The sequence below is a fragment of the Chitinophagaceae bacterium genome, assembly GCA_016710165.1.
Taxonomy (GTDB): Bacteria; Bacteroidota; Bacteroidia; order Chitinophagales; family Chitinophagaceae; genus Ferruginibacter.
On the sequence record JADJLJ010000001.1, the window covers coordinates 2,216,866 to 2,232,243 of the forward strand.

A 15,378-nucleotide genomic window follows, 5' to 3' on the forward strand; every position below is an offset into this window, starting at 1 on the left:
CTGTCCGGATCTTAATAATCCGGGCAGCTTTTTTGTTTTTTGGACCTTCGCCCTGGTTCGTGTCTCTCCTGAGTGAAGCCGAAGGAACCACAAAGACACGGAGAAAATCCCCGGCCCACCCTCGTTCGTGTCTCCACCGGCCAATGACCTGGAAACATATCTAAGTACTTACATCACCCTTTGCGTGCTTTGCGAAAAACTCTGCGCTCTTTGCGGTTCAACCCTGAACTAATTCGAAGGGTAACCGCAAAGAGCGCAAAGGAAATACAACGCAAAGCTGGTAATATTTTTTACAGAAGGTTCAATGGCGTAGTATTTGGTTGCCGTTTATGAGCTCCTGACCCCTTCAACCCTTCAACCTTTTTTCATCCTATATTTGCACCCGATTTTACTATTTATCCGAAACGTTATTTAAACAACCCTTTATGAAAAAGATCATTTTATCCCTTGGCCTTGCACTTCTTCTAAGCAACTCATTCAGCCAGACATTTATGCATGGAGCTGGTATTACCGTGATCGGCAGCACTTCCGGCAAGGGAGGCAACACCGATATCGGCTTTGGCGAAGGCTTTACCTATTTTCCCCGTATTAATTTTGTAGAAACAGAAGCCCTGTCGGTTTCGGCGGGTATTCCCCTGGTTGTTGGAATTTCTGCAACCACATCTACTACATACGACCAGTATGGCTATGCGTATGACAACAGCTCGGTCGGTTTTGTATTGAACGCCCCGGTGATCATCAACCTGAATATGGGCCGGGGATCAACCAAAGAGAACACAAAAAAATTCGGGTATTTTGTCGGCGCCGGCTTTGGTTATCACCATGGTGATTTTTTAACCGATACCTACGACCCCTATACAGGTACTTATGTGGATAGCTATTCATCCAACAGCTTTGGCCCGGCAGCCAATGCCGGTATCCGACTGGGTGTGGGCAGAAAGCACAGGAATATCGAGATCCGGTTTTCGTATATGAAGGGGATCAATGAGAATAAGCCCAATATTTTTGGCTTGGCGGGTGCGTTTAACTTTTGATGGGGGATGCGGGATACAAGATGCAGGATACAAGATGCAGCATAATGAACTTTTCCCGGGGTCAGGTATAGGATGAGTAATATGGCACAGATATTTACAAAAGCCTTTCGATTTTCGGGGGCTTTTTTTCGTTGCAGTCGTTTGGGACGTTGCAAATCGTTGCAGGCGTTATAAATCGTTGCAAATCGTTGAAGACGTTGAGCACTTAACGACTGAAACGATTGAAACGTTTGTAACGATTTAACCATTCTTTTTTTACATTTGCAGCCTATGAAAAGAAATATCCGATCTATTGCCATCATTGGCGGAGGGCCCTCCGGATGCGCACTGGCAACGCTGCTTAAGCGGAAAGGTTTTAACGTAGCCGTTTTTTATCTCGAAAAACGCCCCGAGATCATTGTGGGCGAATCCTTACTGCCCGCCATCATTCCCCTGCTGAGAAAGCTGGGTGTGGAAGACGAGGTGAAGTCATACAGCACCTACAAACCCGGGGCTTCTGTATGGGTCAATAAAGATGAAGAGGCAACTTCTCCATTCAGTTTCGGCGGCGGCGGGCTTCCTCCTTATGCATACAATGTGCCCCGGCTAAAATTCGACAAGACCATCTTTGATCTTGCCGTTCGGGAAGGCGTGACCTTCTTCAACCATGTGGCTAAAATAGAAACCACGGGTAATGGCGATGAATTGAAATTAGCGGATGAGACCATTGCAGCAACGGGTGATCATTTCAAGGGACAGCCCGATCTGATCGTGGATGCAACGGGGCGTTCAAGAGCCATTTCCCGCCTGTTGAATATCCCAACCAAAGAGGGCGAACGTAAAGACGTGGCCATCTTTGCACACTTAAGCAATGCGGAAAAAATTGAACCGTATAATATACACCTGCATCGCCTGGAGCATGGCTGGACATGGCGGATACCGCTGCCCGACCGTACTTCTGTTGGGGTGGTGATCGATCCCAGGCACTTATCCAAATATGGAACAACAAGGGAAGAGCAGTATGATAATATTTTGAAGACGGATGAAATCCTGGTGAAGTTCACTAAAAATGCAAAGCGGGAAACGGGTGTGGTTCAGTATAATAATTACCAGCTCATCTCTCAAAAGATGTATGGAACCAACTGGTTGCTGGCCGGGGATGCGGGAGGGTTCCTGGACCCCATTTTTTCTTCCGGTTTATTTCTTGCGATAAAAAGTTCTTTTTCTGCCGCCGATGCCATTTTGGAAGGAACGGAAGCTGCATTCAGAAAATATGAGAAGAGCCAGATGCATGAATTACAGGTATGGCAAAAGCTGGTCAATACCTGGTACAGCGGCGGGCTGTTCACACTGATGACTGTTGGCAAGGAGCGGATGGATACATCTTTCGGCCGGTTCATTGGTCCGCACATGCAACGTCACCTTACGAGGATCTTTACCGGGGAAGCCGTATATAAGAATTACAGCCGTGGGTTCTTACGGTTCATACTGGGGCCGATGATCCGGTGGATGAAACTGGGAAGGCTGCATAACAGGGAGATCAGTGATCTGGCGATCAAGTAGAATTTTGAAAGGGTTGAAAATCGTTGCAGGCGTTTAAGTCGTTGCAGACGTTTAAGTCGTTGCAGACGTTTAGATCGTTTAAGTTGTTTAAGTCGTTTCAATCGTTGGGAACCCAACGTTTTAAACGAGTGCAACGTCTGCAACGATTCTAACATTATCCCTGAGCGGCAAAAGAGACTCGAACTCTCTCCCGATAACTATCGGGATTAGCTTGAGAAGCTAATGCCTTTCTTATTTGCAAATGTTTTAATTGAGCGGCAAAAGAGACTCGAACTCTCGACCCTTAGCTTGGGAAGCTAATGCTCTACCAACTGAGCTACTGCCGCATTTATTCCATATTGTTTAAAGACCCTTAGCTTGGGATCCGCCGGTTGGCGGACTACCAACTGAGCTACTGCCGCAGAATATCTCTATAAATATAATTATTAATAGGAAATAACCGCAAAGGGCGCTAAGACAAAGTGCAACGCAGAGCCCGCTAAGTTGCTTTGCGTCCTTTGCGAAATACTCCGCGTTCTTTGCGGTTACCTGTACTTTTCTCTTTTGCCGCTCATTTTTTACAGATTTACACAGATAATCCGTGGCCATCTGTGCAGTAATCCGTGTAATCTGTGGTTAAATTCTTCATTTTTACTTGAATTTCCTCAAAAACCTGCCATTCATACATCCCTATTTCCATTCTTCATAATAGGAAAATAAATTTTTCAGAAACGGTAACTTTTCTAACTCATTGATCGTAAATGAATTAAATTGGAATTTTGGTAATACCAATTGCCCATTACTAAAAAATACTTAGTACTTTATATTGCATAGTACTAAAAAAACCCCTTATCTTTGTGTTATCAAAGTAAGCGAAGCGAAAAAGCGGCTCACTTTTAAAAAGAAGCAACCAACTATTAAAACAATAAAAACTAAAGTCATGAAAAAGCAATCAAACAACCAGTTCTCAGCAATCAGTGCCGAACACAGTAAAGAATTAACGAATGTAGTAAAAGAAACCCTGGCCGTTGGATTTACCCAGCCAAAGATCTTCAGCGCCGCCGACCTGTGGAATATCCAGCGCCGGAGCAGGACCATGGTAAGCAGGAGGTATTTCGCCTGAACGAATTAACAGATCAACTAATTAACCAATTACCGTACAGTTATGAAATTTTACATCCTCCTGCTGGCCATTGTAGCCCTGACATTCGCTGCAATAACCGCCTGAGAAAACAAAAAAGTAAACAGAAGTAAATAAAGTATAAAAAGTATAGTCATGAAAAAGCAATCAGAAAACACGATCACTGTCTTAAGCAAAAAGGACGTACAGCACCTGGTAAACGTGGTAAAAGAGACCATTTCCAGGCCCCGCACCTTCAGTGCTGCCGAGCTCTGGGATATCCAGCGCAGGGGGCGGACCATGGTGAGCCGCAGAAATTACGCCTTTTGATTCCGTATATAAAAGTATAGCCGCCCCCGATTGGTATCGGGTTTATATAGGAGAAAGTGCGCCAAAGACAGATCCCGTTAATTCCGGGATCTTTTTATTTACCGGGATTGGAAGGGTTGGTTTAAGATACTGGACCCGTTGCAGTCGTTTCAAGCGTTTAAGCCGTTTGGGACCCAACGATTGAAACGGGTTCAACGACTCAAACGATTTCCAACCAGCTTCGACAATTTTCAACGCTCCCTTTGTCTGAACCACGGATTAAACTGATTAACGGATTACACTGATTTATGTATCGGTCCAGTTCCGATTTTCATTCCTGCCCAGGCAGCAGACATCTGGTCCTTTAACCATCGTAAACAACATTCAACAATTTTCAACAAAATTTCATCCTTCATCCCCAACAGATCCCGTTTCCCCCCTCCATTCCCCATTTTCAACGAAACCCAACTTCAAACCTCAAACTTTAAACCCTATTTTTTTCATACAACCCCTAAAATCCCTTATTTTTGCCCTCCCAAAACGGAAACGTTCGGGATAATTCCTCCTTAGCTCAGTTGGTTAGAGCATCTGACTGTTAATCAGAGGGTCGTTGGTTCAAGTCCAACAGGGGGAGCAGGTATTAAAGTATAAGAGTTATAGAATTATATTCTATAACTCTTTTTTATTGGGCTGCTTCCAGGCATTTGAAAAGGGCTAAAAATGCTACAGGACCAGTAAACCCTACCTCAACAAGATTGCGAGCGAAAATCAGTTTTAACAATGGATTATTTGAATGTACGGAAAATAACCGTACATTTGGCTTAAATCAATTATCATGAATCAAATAAAAGCCAAACCAAAAGTAAAATCACAGGCAAGATTTGATGCCAGGCTTTCCCGTAGCCAAAAGGATCTTTTTGAAAGGGCAGCGAGAATAAGGGGCTTTAAATCATTGTCCGAGTTTGTTATTCATACAACCCAGGAAGTTGCTATTGATATTATTGAAAAGCACAATGCGGTGCTTTCTTCTGAAGCTGACAGGAATGTATTTTTTGATGCCCTTATTAATCCTCCGAAGCCCAATAAGGCATTAAAAGAGGCTTTGCAGCATTATTCAAAACAAGTAACAGTAAAATGAGTTATATAACAACGCTGTTGGCAACCACACATGAGAAATCAAAGTTCTTCTGTGGTAAAGCCATTTTAGATAACTATATTCGAAAGCAAGCCAAACAGGATGTAAAAGGAAAGGTTTCTGCTTGCTTTATTCTTTCTGATGACAATAAAATAATCAAAGGCTATTACACACTTTCCAATGGCTCAATCACCAGGTCTCAATTACCTGAATCTATAATTAAACAACTTCCAAAATATAAAGACCTGCCGGTAACATTATTAGGCCGTTTAGCAGTTGATAATAAATTTCAAGGACAAAAAACAGGACAGTTGTTATTAATAGATGCTTTAAAAAGAAGTTATGACGCAGCTTCAGGCAGTACTGCATCCATGGCAGTTATTGTTGATCCAATTGACCAGCAAGCAACTGACTTTTATACGAAATATGGGTTTGTTTCTCTACCGGATAGTTCGCGGATGTTTATACCAATGCAGACAGTAGAACAACTGTTTAATTGATCTGCATTATATAGAGGGGAAAACCCAAATCCCAGGTTCATGACTCACGAAACAGAAAGAATATCCTGATACGATGAATCACTTGAACATTGAGAATTGGGTATTGGGTATTGAACATTTAAAAATATCGAACCTGCCTACCGGCAGGCAGGCAAGGAAGTGATGCGTAAAAGGATTATACTTCGAAATTCGGCATTCCTTGTTCCTTGTTCATTATTAAACAGTATCACTCCTTTTATTCTAATTTCGTATCCACAATCATCCCAATGCCCGAGATCATCATAGAGGCTCGCAATGCCGCCATCAGCCAGTCCATGAAGGTGAAGCGCATCCTTCCTTTTCGCCTGCGGCGCATGGTGGGGCCCTTTATTTTTATGGACCATGCCGGACCGGTGACGGATGTGCCCTCCAGCGCCTCATCCCTGGATGTGCTGCCGCACCCGCATATCGGGCTTTCCACCGTAAGCTATCTTTTCGGCGGACAGGTTACCCACCGCGACAGCCTGGGCGTGGAGCAGATCATCCGACCCGGCGAAGTGAACTGGATGACGGCGGGCCGTGGCATCGCCCACTCCGAACGCTTTGAGGATCCTGCTGCCCTGGCAGGAGGCAACCTGGAAATGATACAGACCTGGGTGGCGCTTCCCGAAAAGGACGAAGAAGCCATGCCTTCTTTTAATAATTATACCCCCGATAAGCTGCCGGTATTTACCGACAAGGGCGTATGGATGCGACTTATTGCCGGCAATGCCTACGGACTGAACAACCAGTTAAAAACAAACTCCCCGCTGTTTTACCTGCACGTGATACTTGAAAAGGGGGCAAGATTTGTCCTGCCGAAAGAACATGAAGAACGGGGATTTTATATTGTAAAAGGCGCCGTTGAGATCTCCGGCATTACCTACCCCGAAGGCCAGATGCTGGTATTCAGTAAGGCAGATGATCCCCTGATCCTGGCCAGTGAGCACACAACCCTCATGCTCCTGGGTGGCGAGCCACTGGGCGAACGCTTTATCTGGTGGAACTTTGTCTCCTCCCGCAAGGAACGTATTGAACAGGCCAAGGAAGACTGGAAGCAGGGGCGTATCCTATTACCTCCGAATGATAACCAGGAATTTGTTCCGCTGCCGGAGGATAGGTCGAAGCCGGCGGGGGGTGGGAAGGAGCCGGGGTTGTTGTCTTGAGGGGGAAAATATTCAATAATCAATATTCAACGCTCAATTCTCAACGGGGCCCTCATTGAATATCGAACAAGGAACAAGGAATATTGAACAAGGAAGTGATGCTAAAAAGGATCGTCCTTCAAAATTCGGCATTCCCACTGGCCCCACTGGCGCAAGTGTTCCCCACCTCAATTCCCAATATACAAACGTAGTAATTGCGGGATCACTTGGGCCTTCCAATTCAACCGGACTCCCCCCATTCTGGCGCAAGTGTTCCCCACCTTGATGCCCAATTTGGCAAAGAAGTAATTAAGGGATCACTTGGGTCTTTACAATTCTACCGGACTGTGTCCGGGTTTTGAAACCAACTACGGATACAATCCGGGTAAATCAGCAGGCACAAGTGATCCCATAGACATTGTTGTCAGTAAAAAAGCATTGGTTGCGGGAACACTTGCGCCAGTGGGCGGGAAGAATGCTCAATATTCAATGAACGGGATTCTATTGTGTAATGAATATTCTTTTGCGCCCTTTGCGTTGCTTTCACTTTGCGTGATTTGCGGTTTTTCGGCTTCGCCCAGGATAATAATCTGTGTAGATCTGTGACCATATCTGTGTAATCTGTGGTTCCTCTGCTTTGCTCACGGGCGCAAGTCTTCTCCGCCTTAATGCCTAATATAAAAACGAAAGGATTCCGGGATCACCTGGGCCCGTAGAATTCTACCGGACCTTGACCGGATTTTTAAAAACCAATTGCTGAAATGATTTTTCAGCGCCGGATCGAAGGATTTTTTAACGCTCCGGTTCTGCGGGGCTTTTTTATTTTAACAAATTGTAATCAAACTTAGCCTACTGTTTGCCATCTCATTGTTGTAATCATTGATCATAAAAAACATTAACCATGAAAAAGATCTTTACCATTTCAATTTTGGCAGCCTTCGCTGTCGTTTTATTTACCAGTTGCCGTAAAGAAGCAGTAGTAGTGTATGATGACAGTTCTTACTGGCTTTCGCAGGAGCGGGGCTGGGTCGTATATAGTAATAACGCCTGTGGGTATTATGTAGTGGAAACAAACTATGGATATACCATTATCAGGAACCTGGATGGATTAAGGACCTATGAAAACGATGTGATGTATGGAAACTTTGGCGCTTTTGGAATCCGGAGTTTCTATAATTATACTGCCGATGTGGTTACCCGGGGGGATGTGGTGGAATATGACCTTACATATAATGAAGCCCAGGCAGCCATTGATTATTATTGTCCCTACGGTAAAGCAAATGGATTGAAGATCACGCAAAGTGCAACTGCACAAGGTAAAATTTCGAGACCAGTACTCCCGTGAAAAAATAAGACGTCATTGCAGATAAAACCATTCCCCACCCTGGCGGCCCCTTTTCCCAGCAACGTCTCTCCCGGCATTTGTGTATGGCCGAGGACGTTGCTGAAAAGAGTTGGCATATAATTCTAGCGGATTGCGTCCGGATTTTGAATCCAACTGGGATGTAATCCGGGTAAATCAGCAGGCACCAGTGATCACATGAACATTGTTGCAGGTAAAGGCATTGTTTGCGGGAACACTTGCGCCAGCGGGGGGAGCGGTTGGCGATGGAAGCTCTTTGTGTACTTCGTATTGTATTTCCTTTGTGCACTTCTGGGTTCCTTCGGCTTCGCTCAGGATTTTACTGTTGGCCCAAGGCAATACAGCGTTGGTAATCTGTATCCCGGTCCGTAAATACCTCTTCTTTCTATATTTTTCCTGGTCTCCTTAAAACTGGTTCGAATTTTGTTTAGCAATACCTACCCATTAGGATTTGATTTTCCGGAACCCCTTATGCAAGCTACCTGATCATACCCCCAGGCCCTTGTTATTTACCCCCATTATTTTCGTTTGTTTATCTCTGAAGAACCCCGCTTACCACTGAAACCCCTGAAAAAAAATTTCCACCCCTGCTTATTGGCTTAGCGGAGGTTGACCGGGTCCGGCCTGCGAGGACATATACCAGGGCGGGAAAATAATAATCCGTGTAAATCTATGAACACATCCGTGTTATCTGTGGTTACTTCGGCTTTACGCTGGATTTTATTGTTAGCGGGACACACATATTATGCTGTTGGCGGAACGCACAACAGCGGCAGCAGGAAACCTTTGAAACATTAAAAAATGGTTTTTCATCAGGTATTGTATCCACTCGGTTAGCCAACTATGTTGCTGACAGCAGAAACAGGCTGATAATATTTTGGGACTTGCAGTTCAGGTGAAAGCATTGCCTGGTTAAAGAGGCTGGTGGTAATCGTTAAAAGAATACTGATCAAAGCAAGGCATTTGTACTGCACAACAAATGGCTTGACTGGCGCAAATATATAATTGCTTTCAGGAGTACCCCACATCTTTTATGCACAATGTTGATAACCCCGGCCCTGTCGAAGCCTTTCTACAAGATCAAAGACCGGGAATATTCACAAATACCCCATCTTCCCGTAGCTCTGCTGAAAAAGTTCTCAGGTAATACCCTTCGCCACTTGTGTTGCGGCCATTATATGGATTGAAGCGGTAGCGGTGCAGCGGGCAAACAATATTTCCAAATGCATCTACATATCCATCGGCAAGCAAGCCCCCGGCATGCGGGCATTTATGGGCACAGGCAAACAGCTGTTCCTTTTCCTTATCCATGCCTACCGTTATTGTTCTGCCGGCAACAGTAACTACCGCAAGACCATTGACAGAAAAGTTTATTTCGGCCATGCTTTCGGCGATCTTATACCAGTTAGTGTCGTTAAATGTTTTTATAGTGGGGGTTTTTTTTAAATCGTTTAAGACGTTTCTAACGTTTAAGTCGTTTCAATCGTTTAAGACGTTTGAAACGTTAATAAAAAAACTCCGCCTTATACGGATAACGCACCCGGTACATTTCCCGCACCTCATTTAAGATCGACTGACGAAGACCATCGATATTACTCCTTTCCGTAGCCGACACAAACACGCAATGACCGGCAGTTTCATTTTGCCAGCGCTGTTTCAGATCATCCAGTATCTCTTTCTTTACTTCCGGGTCGAGCCATTGATCAAACGCCTCTTCCTCGTATTTGTCCAACTTATTGAAAACCGTGATGGTAGGTTTATCGGCAGCGCCCAGTTCGGCCAATGTTTTATTCACCACGTTCAGCTGCTCTTCATATTGGGGGTGCGATATGTCCACCACGTGCAGCAGCACATCGGCTTCCCGCACTTCATCCAGCGTGCTTTTAAAACTCTCCACCAGGTGGTGCGGCAGCTTGCGGATGAAACCAACGGTATCGCTGAGCAAGAAAGGGGTTTGTTCAAACACAACTTTCCGGGTGGTGGTATCCAGCGTGGCAAATAATTTATTCTCGGCAAAAACCTCACTCTTGCTGAGCACATTCATGAGGGTTGATTTACCCACGTTGGTATAACCCACCAGGGCCACCCGTATGAATTCGCCCCGGTCTTTGCGCTGGGTAAAAGCCTGCTTGTCAATTTCTGCCAACCGCTTGCGCAGCAAACTTATTTTATCCTTTACAATACGCCTGTCGGTCTCGATCTCGGTCTCACCCGGACCCCTTGTTCCCACACCACCGCCCTGGCGTTCCAGGTGCTTCCACATTCCCTTCAGCCTTGGTAAAATATATTGATATTGCGCCAGTTCCACCTGTGTTTTTGCCTGGGCTGTCTTTGCCCTGCTGGCAAAAATGTCGAGGATAAGGTCACTGCGGTCGATCACTTTTACACCCAGTTCCTTTTCGATGTTCTGTATCTGCGATCCCGTGAGTTCGTCATCAAATATCACCAGGCTGATATTGCCCTTCAGCTGGATAAAATGTTTTATCTCTTCCAGCTTTCCCTTGCCTACAAAGATCTTACTGTCCGGGTGCGGAAGTTTTTGCGTGAACCGTTTTACCGCATGGGCGCCTGCCGTTTCTGCCAGGAATGCCAGCTCATCCAGGTATTCGTTTACCATGGGCTCTGTCTGCTCTTTGCAAACCAGCCCTACAAGGATGGCATTTTCCTCCTGCCGGATTATTTTTTTATTCTCTATCAATTTGTTTGCTTTTAGATGTCAGGCCTGTAATACCGTCCCGACAGGGTGCTGGCTTTACTAAAATTAAAACGTTCCGGCCAGTGACCGGAACGTTTATGAATATTTTTTTTCTGTTTAATTTTTTGATGCTGTATTTTCCGGTAACCATTTTTTCATTTCGGGACAGCTTTTAAATTCGTCATCCACCATGATATGGTAGGTGATCACTTTTTTCATGAACCATTGTTCCAGCACCATGTTCTTTTTTTCTTCCAGCGCCCTTTGCCCTATACGGTTGTAATCATCCTTTAAGTTCTCCCGGTGCGGCTCCGACCTTGTTTTTAAATAAACGATACGAACTCCCTTCCTACCCCGCTCATCGGTAAACTCGGTTGGCTGTGAATATTGACCAACCTTAAGATTCTTAAGCATCAGTACCATGTCTTTGTCAAGCTGGTCGATGGTCAGGTACCCGCTTCCGTCGCGGCCCAAAAGCTGGCCACCGGTAAATTTATGTTCATCGTCGTTGCTGTATTTGTTAACCGCTTCTCCAAAATCCATTGTTCCGGCTATCAGTTTGGCCCTTACCGAATCCAATCTCTCTAATTCGGCCCTGATCTCCACAGAAGTAACCTGCGGTATCAATAAGATATGCCTTACGGCGGCATCATCACCATTGCGGCTTACCAGCTGCATGAGGTGATAACCAAACCTTGTTTTAAATGGATTGGAGACCTGTCCTTCCTTTAAGGTAAACGCCTTACCAAGCCAGATAGGATCCAGTTCTTTTGAATACCGGTTCACTTCATAATATCCGCCGGTTTCTTTGCTGCCGGGATCCTGGGTATACAGGCTGGCGACCGACTCAAAGGTTTTCCGGCCGGTCTCGATCTGCTCTTTATATTCTTTCAGTTGCTGAACGCAATATTCTTCTGCATCCCGGTGTGCTTTGGGATAGGCTACGATCTGGCTGATCTCCAGTTCGCTTTCATAATAAGGCAGGCTGTCCGTTGGTATTTTGCTGAAATACGCATTTACTTCGTTGGGGGTGATGCGTACGTTTTCCACCACTTTACTACGCATGGCTTTAGCAAGTTCCTGGTCACGGATGGGCTCTTTAAAATCTTCTTTAAGCTGGTAGATCGTTTTGCCGGCAATTTTCTCCAGTTCATCTTTAGAACCGAACTGTGCGATAAAACTGCGGATGCGGTTATCAATAATGGTTTCCACATCTTCGTCGGTTACAGGCAGAGAGTCTTTTTCGGCCTGCAGCACAAGCGCTTTGATCCCCATGGCCTGCTCCAGCACCTGGCAGCGGGCATTCTCAGGTACTTCCACGCCCTGGCGCTGCATATCAATAATGCTGTTATCAATATCACTTTTCAGTACCACTTTATCTCCAACCACCGCAAGGATCTTATCCGCTACAATCCCTTTGGTTTGGGTGGCCTGGCCAGCAACAGAAAACACTGACCCGATTACTGAAACAAAAAGTAAAAAATAATTTTTCATTGATCACAATTTAAACCGGCAATAAGCCTTCAAAAGTAAACCTCTGCGTCAATACCCTGCCCGGACCCCGGTTCATTTAACAAAAGATTGAGATGCCGGATACAGGATACCAGATTCCGGATACAGGATACCAGATAGAGTCCGATTATTTAAAAAGTTATTTAAAGTTTTCAAACCATCCTGTATCTGGCATCCCGTATCTTGTATCGCTCTTCTTACAAAGTCCGCTTCACTTCCACTTCTTCAAATGCCTCCACGATATCGCCGACCTTTATATCGTTGTAATTTTTTATGGTCAACCCGCACTCCATGCTGGAAGTAACTTCTTTGGCGTCGTCTTTAAAGCGTTTTAAACTTCCCAGTTCGCCGGTGAATATTACAATGCCATCACGTACCAGCCGGATCCGGTTGTTCCGGGCCATCTTGCCGTCAAGTACAAAGCAACCGGCCACACTGGCCTTGTCAAACTTATACACTTCCCGTATCTCCACATTGGCAAGTATCTTTTCTTCCACCACCGGTTCAAGCATGCCTTCCATGGCGCTCTTGATCTCTTCAATGGCGTTGTAAATGATGGAATACAGTTTGATCTGTATCGCCTCATGTTCCGCCATCCTGGCTGCCTGGAGTGAAGGACGTACGTTAAAGCCGATGATGATCGCATCCGAAGCATTGGCCAGCGTAACATCACTTTCGGTGATGGCGCCCACGGCCTTATGGATCACCCGTATAACAATTTCTTCTGTGCTTAATTTCTGCAGGGAATCACTCAATGCTTCCACCGATCCGTCCACATCGCCCTTGATGATCACATTCAGTTCTTTGAAACTTCCCAGTGCAAGACGACGGCCGATCTCATCCAGGGTAATATGCTTTTTAGCACGCATACCCTGCTCCCTCAATAGTTGTCCGCGTTTATACGCCATGGCCCGGGCGTCGCTCTCGTTTTCAAAAACCTTGAAGGTCTCTCCCGCCTGGGGTGCACCATTCAGTCCTAAGATCAAAACAGGTGTCGACGGCGGCGCTTTGTCCACCCGCTGGTTACGTTCATTATACATGGCTTTCACCTTACCGAAGTACTGGCCTGATACGATCATATCGCCAACACGCAGTGTTCCGTTCTGAACCAGGATCGTTGCCACATAACCACGGCCTTTATCAAGGGTTGCTTCGATGATGGTACCGCTTGCTTCCCGGTCGGGGTTTGCTTTCAGTTCCAGGATATCTGTTTCCAGTAATATTTTTTCAAGAAGCAGGTCAATATTCAATCCTTTTTTCGCACTGATCTCCTGGCTTTGGTATTTACCGCCCCAACTTTCAACCAGTACATTCATGGCAGCCAGTTGTTCTTTGATCTTATCGGGATTGGCGCCGTCCTTATCCATTTTGTTGATGGCAAAGATCATTGGCACCCCCGCTGCCTGTGCATGCGAAATGGCCTCTTTTGTCTGCGGCATCACGGCATCATCGGCAGCCACCACGATCACGGCAATATCCGTAACCTTGGCTCCCCGGGCCCGCATCGCCGTAAAGGCTTCGTGACCGGGCGTATCCAGGAACGTGATATTCCTTCCATCCGGAAGGGTTACTTCATAGGCACCAATATGCTGCGTTATACCTCCGGCCTCACCGGCAATAACGTTTGTATTTCTTATGTAATCAAGCAGGGAGGTTTTACCATGGTCAACGTGACCCATGATGGTAACGATCGGCGCCCTGGGTTTCAGGTCTTCTTCCTGGTCTTCTTCCTCTTCAGAATCCAGGTCATTGGCATCTTCCACTCCGATGAATTCCACTTCAAAATTAAATTCACTTGCAACCAGTTCGATCACATCCGCTTCCAGGCGCTGGTTAATGGAGACCATGATGCCCAGGCTCATGCATTTACTGATCACATCCGCAAAGCTTACGTCCATCAGGTTGGCCAGTTCACTCACCGATATATATTCAGTAACCTGCAGCTTATTGCTTTGATCCGTTTCTGCACCGGCGTGTTCGGCGTGTTCTTCTCTTTTTGCCTTCCGGTATTTTGCTTTCAGGCTTTTTCCACGTCCCCCTGCCCCGGCCAGTTTGGCCTGTGTTTCCTTCAGTTTATCCTGTATCTCTTTCGCATCAATTACTTTTTCTTCTCTTCTTCCGGTACCTGGTTTGCTCCGGTTAAAGCGGTTATCGCCCCGGTTTGCTGTAGAAGGGCCGCCGGGAGCCTGTCCGGGCCTTCTGTCCTGCGGTCCGGTTCCTGTTCCGGGTTTCCGTTCTACGGGAATACGTTTACGCTTCCGCTTTTCTTCGCTGTCCTTCTTGGGCCGGGTATCATTTTCAACGGGCAGTTCTATCTTACCCATGATCTTGGGACCGGATAATTTTTTTGCCTGTATATTTTCTATGACCGGCTGCGGTGGTTCCGGAACTGCGGGCGCCTCCGGTTTTACTTCTTCAGCAGGTTTTTCCTTTTTGCCTTTTTTGGCTTCCGTTTTCTTTTCTTCTTCTTCTTCTGCTGCTGTTTTGGCTGTTGCTTTCTTTGCACCCTTCTTTGGGCGGGTGGAAGAATCGATCGAATCAAGGTCTATCTTATCAAGCACCCTGGGTGTTTCCAGTTCAGGCGCTTTGATCTTTGTTACCTCGGTATTTGCTGCTCCCTTTGTTCCTTTATTCGCCGGTTCGGCCTTGGCTGGTTCTTCTGCAACCGGGGCCGCAGGCTTTTCTTCTGCAGGTTTTGTTTCTTTGGCTGTTTCTTTTTTCTTGAACGAAAGGTCTTCTTCGTCTTTTTTCTTCTTGGGCTCGCCCGCTGCTGCTCCCTTCGGAAGGTCTATCTGCTGCGCTTTCTGCTTGGCAACCTTATCCTGCTGGAATTCTGTTTGCAGAACCCGGTACATGGATTCGGTCAGTTTTGAAGTAGGCTTCAGGTCCTCTTCATTGAACCCTTTGGATACAAGAAAGTCTACCAAGGTATCCTTACCTATGTTAAACTCTTTGGCGGCAGCCATCAACCTTGGTGTTATTACTTCTGACATTTGTTTTTTGTTTGCCTGTTCTTAAAACCCAGG

General features: G+C 45.8%; 12 protein-coding genes and 2 tRNA genes. 9 read left to right on the forward strand and 5 right to left on the reverse strand.

Going from position 1 to position 15,378, the window contains the following annotated elements:
* Positions 1-425: 425 nt before the first annotated feature.
* Positions 426-1,034 carry a hypothetical protein gene (locus IPJ02_09700; GenBank protein MBK7375811.1) on the forward strand — a complete coding sequence of 203 codons (609 nt, stop codon included), beginning with the start codon at positions 426-428 and terminating at the stop codon, positions 1,032-1,034.
* A gap of 270 nt (positions 1,035-1,304) precedes the next feature.
* Entirely contained in the window at positions 1,305-2,576 is a 1,272-nt protein-coding gene (locus IPJ02_09705) for an NAD(P)/FAD-dependent oxidoreductase (GenBank protein MBK7375812.1), read from the forward strand.
* Positions 2,577-2,829: 253 nt separating this feature from the next.
* On the opposite strand, the gene IPJ02_09710 is transcribed toward IPJ02_09705, so the two are convergent.
* A tRNA-Gly gene (locus IPJ02_09710) sits at positions 2,830-2,902 on the reverse strand.
* A gap of 593 nt (positions 2,903-3,495) precedes the next feature.
* Here IPJ02_09710 and IPJ02_09715 point away from each other — a divergent pair.
* From IPJ02_09715 to IPJ02_09745, 7 genes are all read left to right on the forward strand, one after another.
* Positions 3,496-3,678, forward strand: a complete 183-nt coding sequence (locus tag IPJ02_09715; protein MBK7375813.1) for a hypothetical protein — start codon at positions 3,496-3,498, stop codon at positions 3,676-3,678.
* 153 nt (positions 3,679-3,831) lie between these two features.
* Positions 3,832-4,005, forward strand: a complete 174-nt coding sequence (locus IPJ02_09720) for a hypothetical protein (GenBank protein ID MBK7375814.1) — start codon at positions 3,832-3,834, stop codon at positions 4,003-4,005.
* A 539-nt stretch (positions 4,006-4,544) separates the two neighbouring features.
* A tRNA-Asn gene (locus IPJ02_09725) sits at positions 4,545-4,618 on the forward strand.
* A 201-nt stretch (positions 4,619-4,819) separates the two neighbouring features.
* Entirely contained in the window at positions 4,820-5,122 is a 303-nt protein-coding gene (locus IPJ02_09730; GenBank protein ID MBK7375815.1) for a DUF1778 domain-containing protein, read from the forward strand.
* On the forward strand, positions 5,119-5,619 hold the full coding sequence (locus IPJ02_09735; GenBank protein ID MBK7375816.1) for a GNAT family N-acetyltransferase: 501 nt from the start codon (positions 5,119-5,121) through the stop codon (positions 5,617-5,619). Before IPJ02_09730 ends, IPJ02_09735 begins: the two co-directional genes overlap by 4 nt.
* Positions 5,620-5,885: 266 nt before the next feature.
* Positions 5,886-6,803: a pirin family protein gene (locus IPJ02_09740; GenBank protein ID MBK7375817.1), complete on the forward strand. Its 918-nt coding sequence runs from the start codon at positions 5,886-5,888 to the stop codon at positions 6,801-6,803.
* A gap of 880 nt (positions 6,804-7,683) precedes the next feature.
* Entirely contained in the window at positions 7,684-8,127 is a 444-nt protein-coding gene (locus IPJ02_09745) for a hypothetical protein (GenBank protein ID MBK7375818.1), read from the forward strand.
* Positions 8,128-9,225: 1,098 nt separating this feature from the next.
* Here the strand turns inward: IPJ02_09745 and IPJ02_09750 are convergent.
* The 4 genes from IPJ02_09750 to infB all read right to left on the reverse strand — a co-directional run bounded on the left by IPJ02_09750 (position 9,226) and on the right by infB (position 15,345).
* Positions 9,226-9,528: a Rieske 2Fe-2S domain-containing protein gene (locus IPJ02_09750; protein MBK7375819.1), complete on the reverse strand. Its 303-nt coding sequence runs from the start codon at positions 9,526-9,528 to the stop codon at positions 9,226-9,228.
* Positions 9,529-9,649: 121 nt separating this feature from the next.
* On the reverse strand, positions 9,650-10,843 hold the full coding sequence (gene hflX, locus IPJ02_09755; GenBank protein MBK7375820.1) for a GTPase HflX: 1,194 nt from the start codon (positions 10,841-10,843) through the stop codon (positions 9,650-9,652).
* Between the two features lie 114 nt (positions 10,844-10,957).
* Positions 10,958-12,334: a peptidylprolyl isomerase gene (locus tag IPJ02_09760; GenBank protein MBK7375821.1), complete on the reverse strand. Its 1,377-nt coding sequence runs from the start codon at positions 12,332-12,334 to the stop codon at positions 10,958-10,960.
* 215 nt (positions 12,335-12,549) lie between these two features.
* Positions 12,550-15,345 carry a translation initiation factor IF-2 gene (infB, locus tag IPJ02_09765; protein ID MBK7375822.1) on the reverse strand — a complete coding sequence of 932 codons (2,796 nt, stop codon included), beginning with the start codon at positions 15,343-15,345 and terminating at the stop codon, positions 12,550-12,552.
* Positions 15,346-15,378 lie beyond the last annotated feature (33 nt).

Excerpts from the sequence above, each read along its gene's own strand:
- IPJ02_09705 (MBK7375812.1), top strand. The coding sequence starts at position 1,305 with ATGAAAAGAAATATCCGATCTATTGCCATCATTGGCGGAGGGCCCTCC.
- infB (MBK7375822.1), bottom strand. The coding sequence starts at position 15,345 with ATGTCAGAAGTAATAACACCAAGGTTGATGGCTGCCGCCAAAGAGTTT.
- IPJ02_09750 (MBK7375819.1), bottom strand. The coding sequence starts at position 9,528 with ATGGCCGAAATAAACTTTTCTGTCAATGGTCTTGCGGTAGTTACTGTT.
- IPJ02_09700 (MBK7375811.1), top strand. The coding sequence starts at position 426 with ATGAAAAAGATCATTTTATCCCTTGGCCTTGCACTTCTTCTAAGCAAC.
- IPJ02_09730 (MBK7375815.1), top strand. The coding sequence starts at position 4,820 with ATGAATCAAATAAAAGCCAAACCAAAAGTAAAATCACAGGCAAGATTT.
- IPJ02_09745 (MBK7375818.1), top strand. The coding sequence starts at position 7,684 with ATGAAAAAGATCTTTACCATTTCAATTTTGGCAGCCTTCGCTGTCGTT.
- IPJ02_09760 (MBK7375821.1), bottom strand. The coding sequence starts at position 12,334 with ATGAAAAATTATTTTTTACTTTTTGTTTCAGTAATCGGGTCAGTGTTT.
- IPJ02_09735 (MBK7375816.1), top strand. The coding sequence starts at position 5,119 with ATGAGTTATATAACAACGCTGTTGGCAACCACACATGAGAAATCAAAG.
- IPJ02_09715 (MBK7375813.1), top strand. The coding sequence starts at position 3,496 with ATGAAAAAGCAATCAAACAACCAGTTCTCAGCAATCAGTGCCGAACAC.
- IPJ02_09720 (MBK7375814.1), top strand. The coding sequence starts at position 3,832 with ATGAAAAAGCAATCAGAAAACACGATCACTGTCTTAAGCAAAAAGGAC.
- IPJ02_09740 (MBK7375817.1), top strand. The coding sequence starts at position 5,886 with ATGCCCGAGATCATCATAGAGGCTCGCAATGCCGCCATCAGCCAGTCC.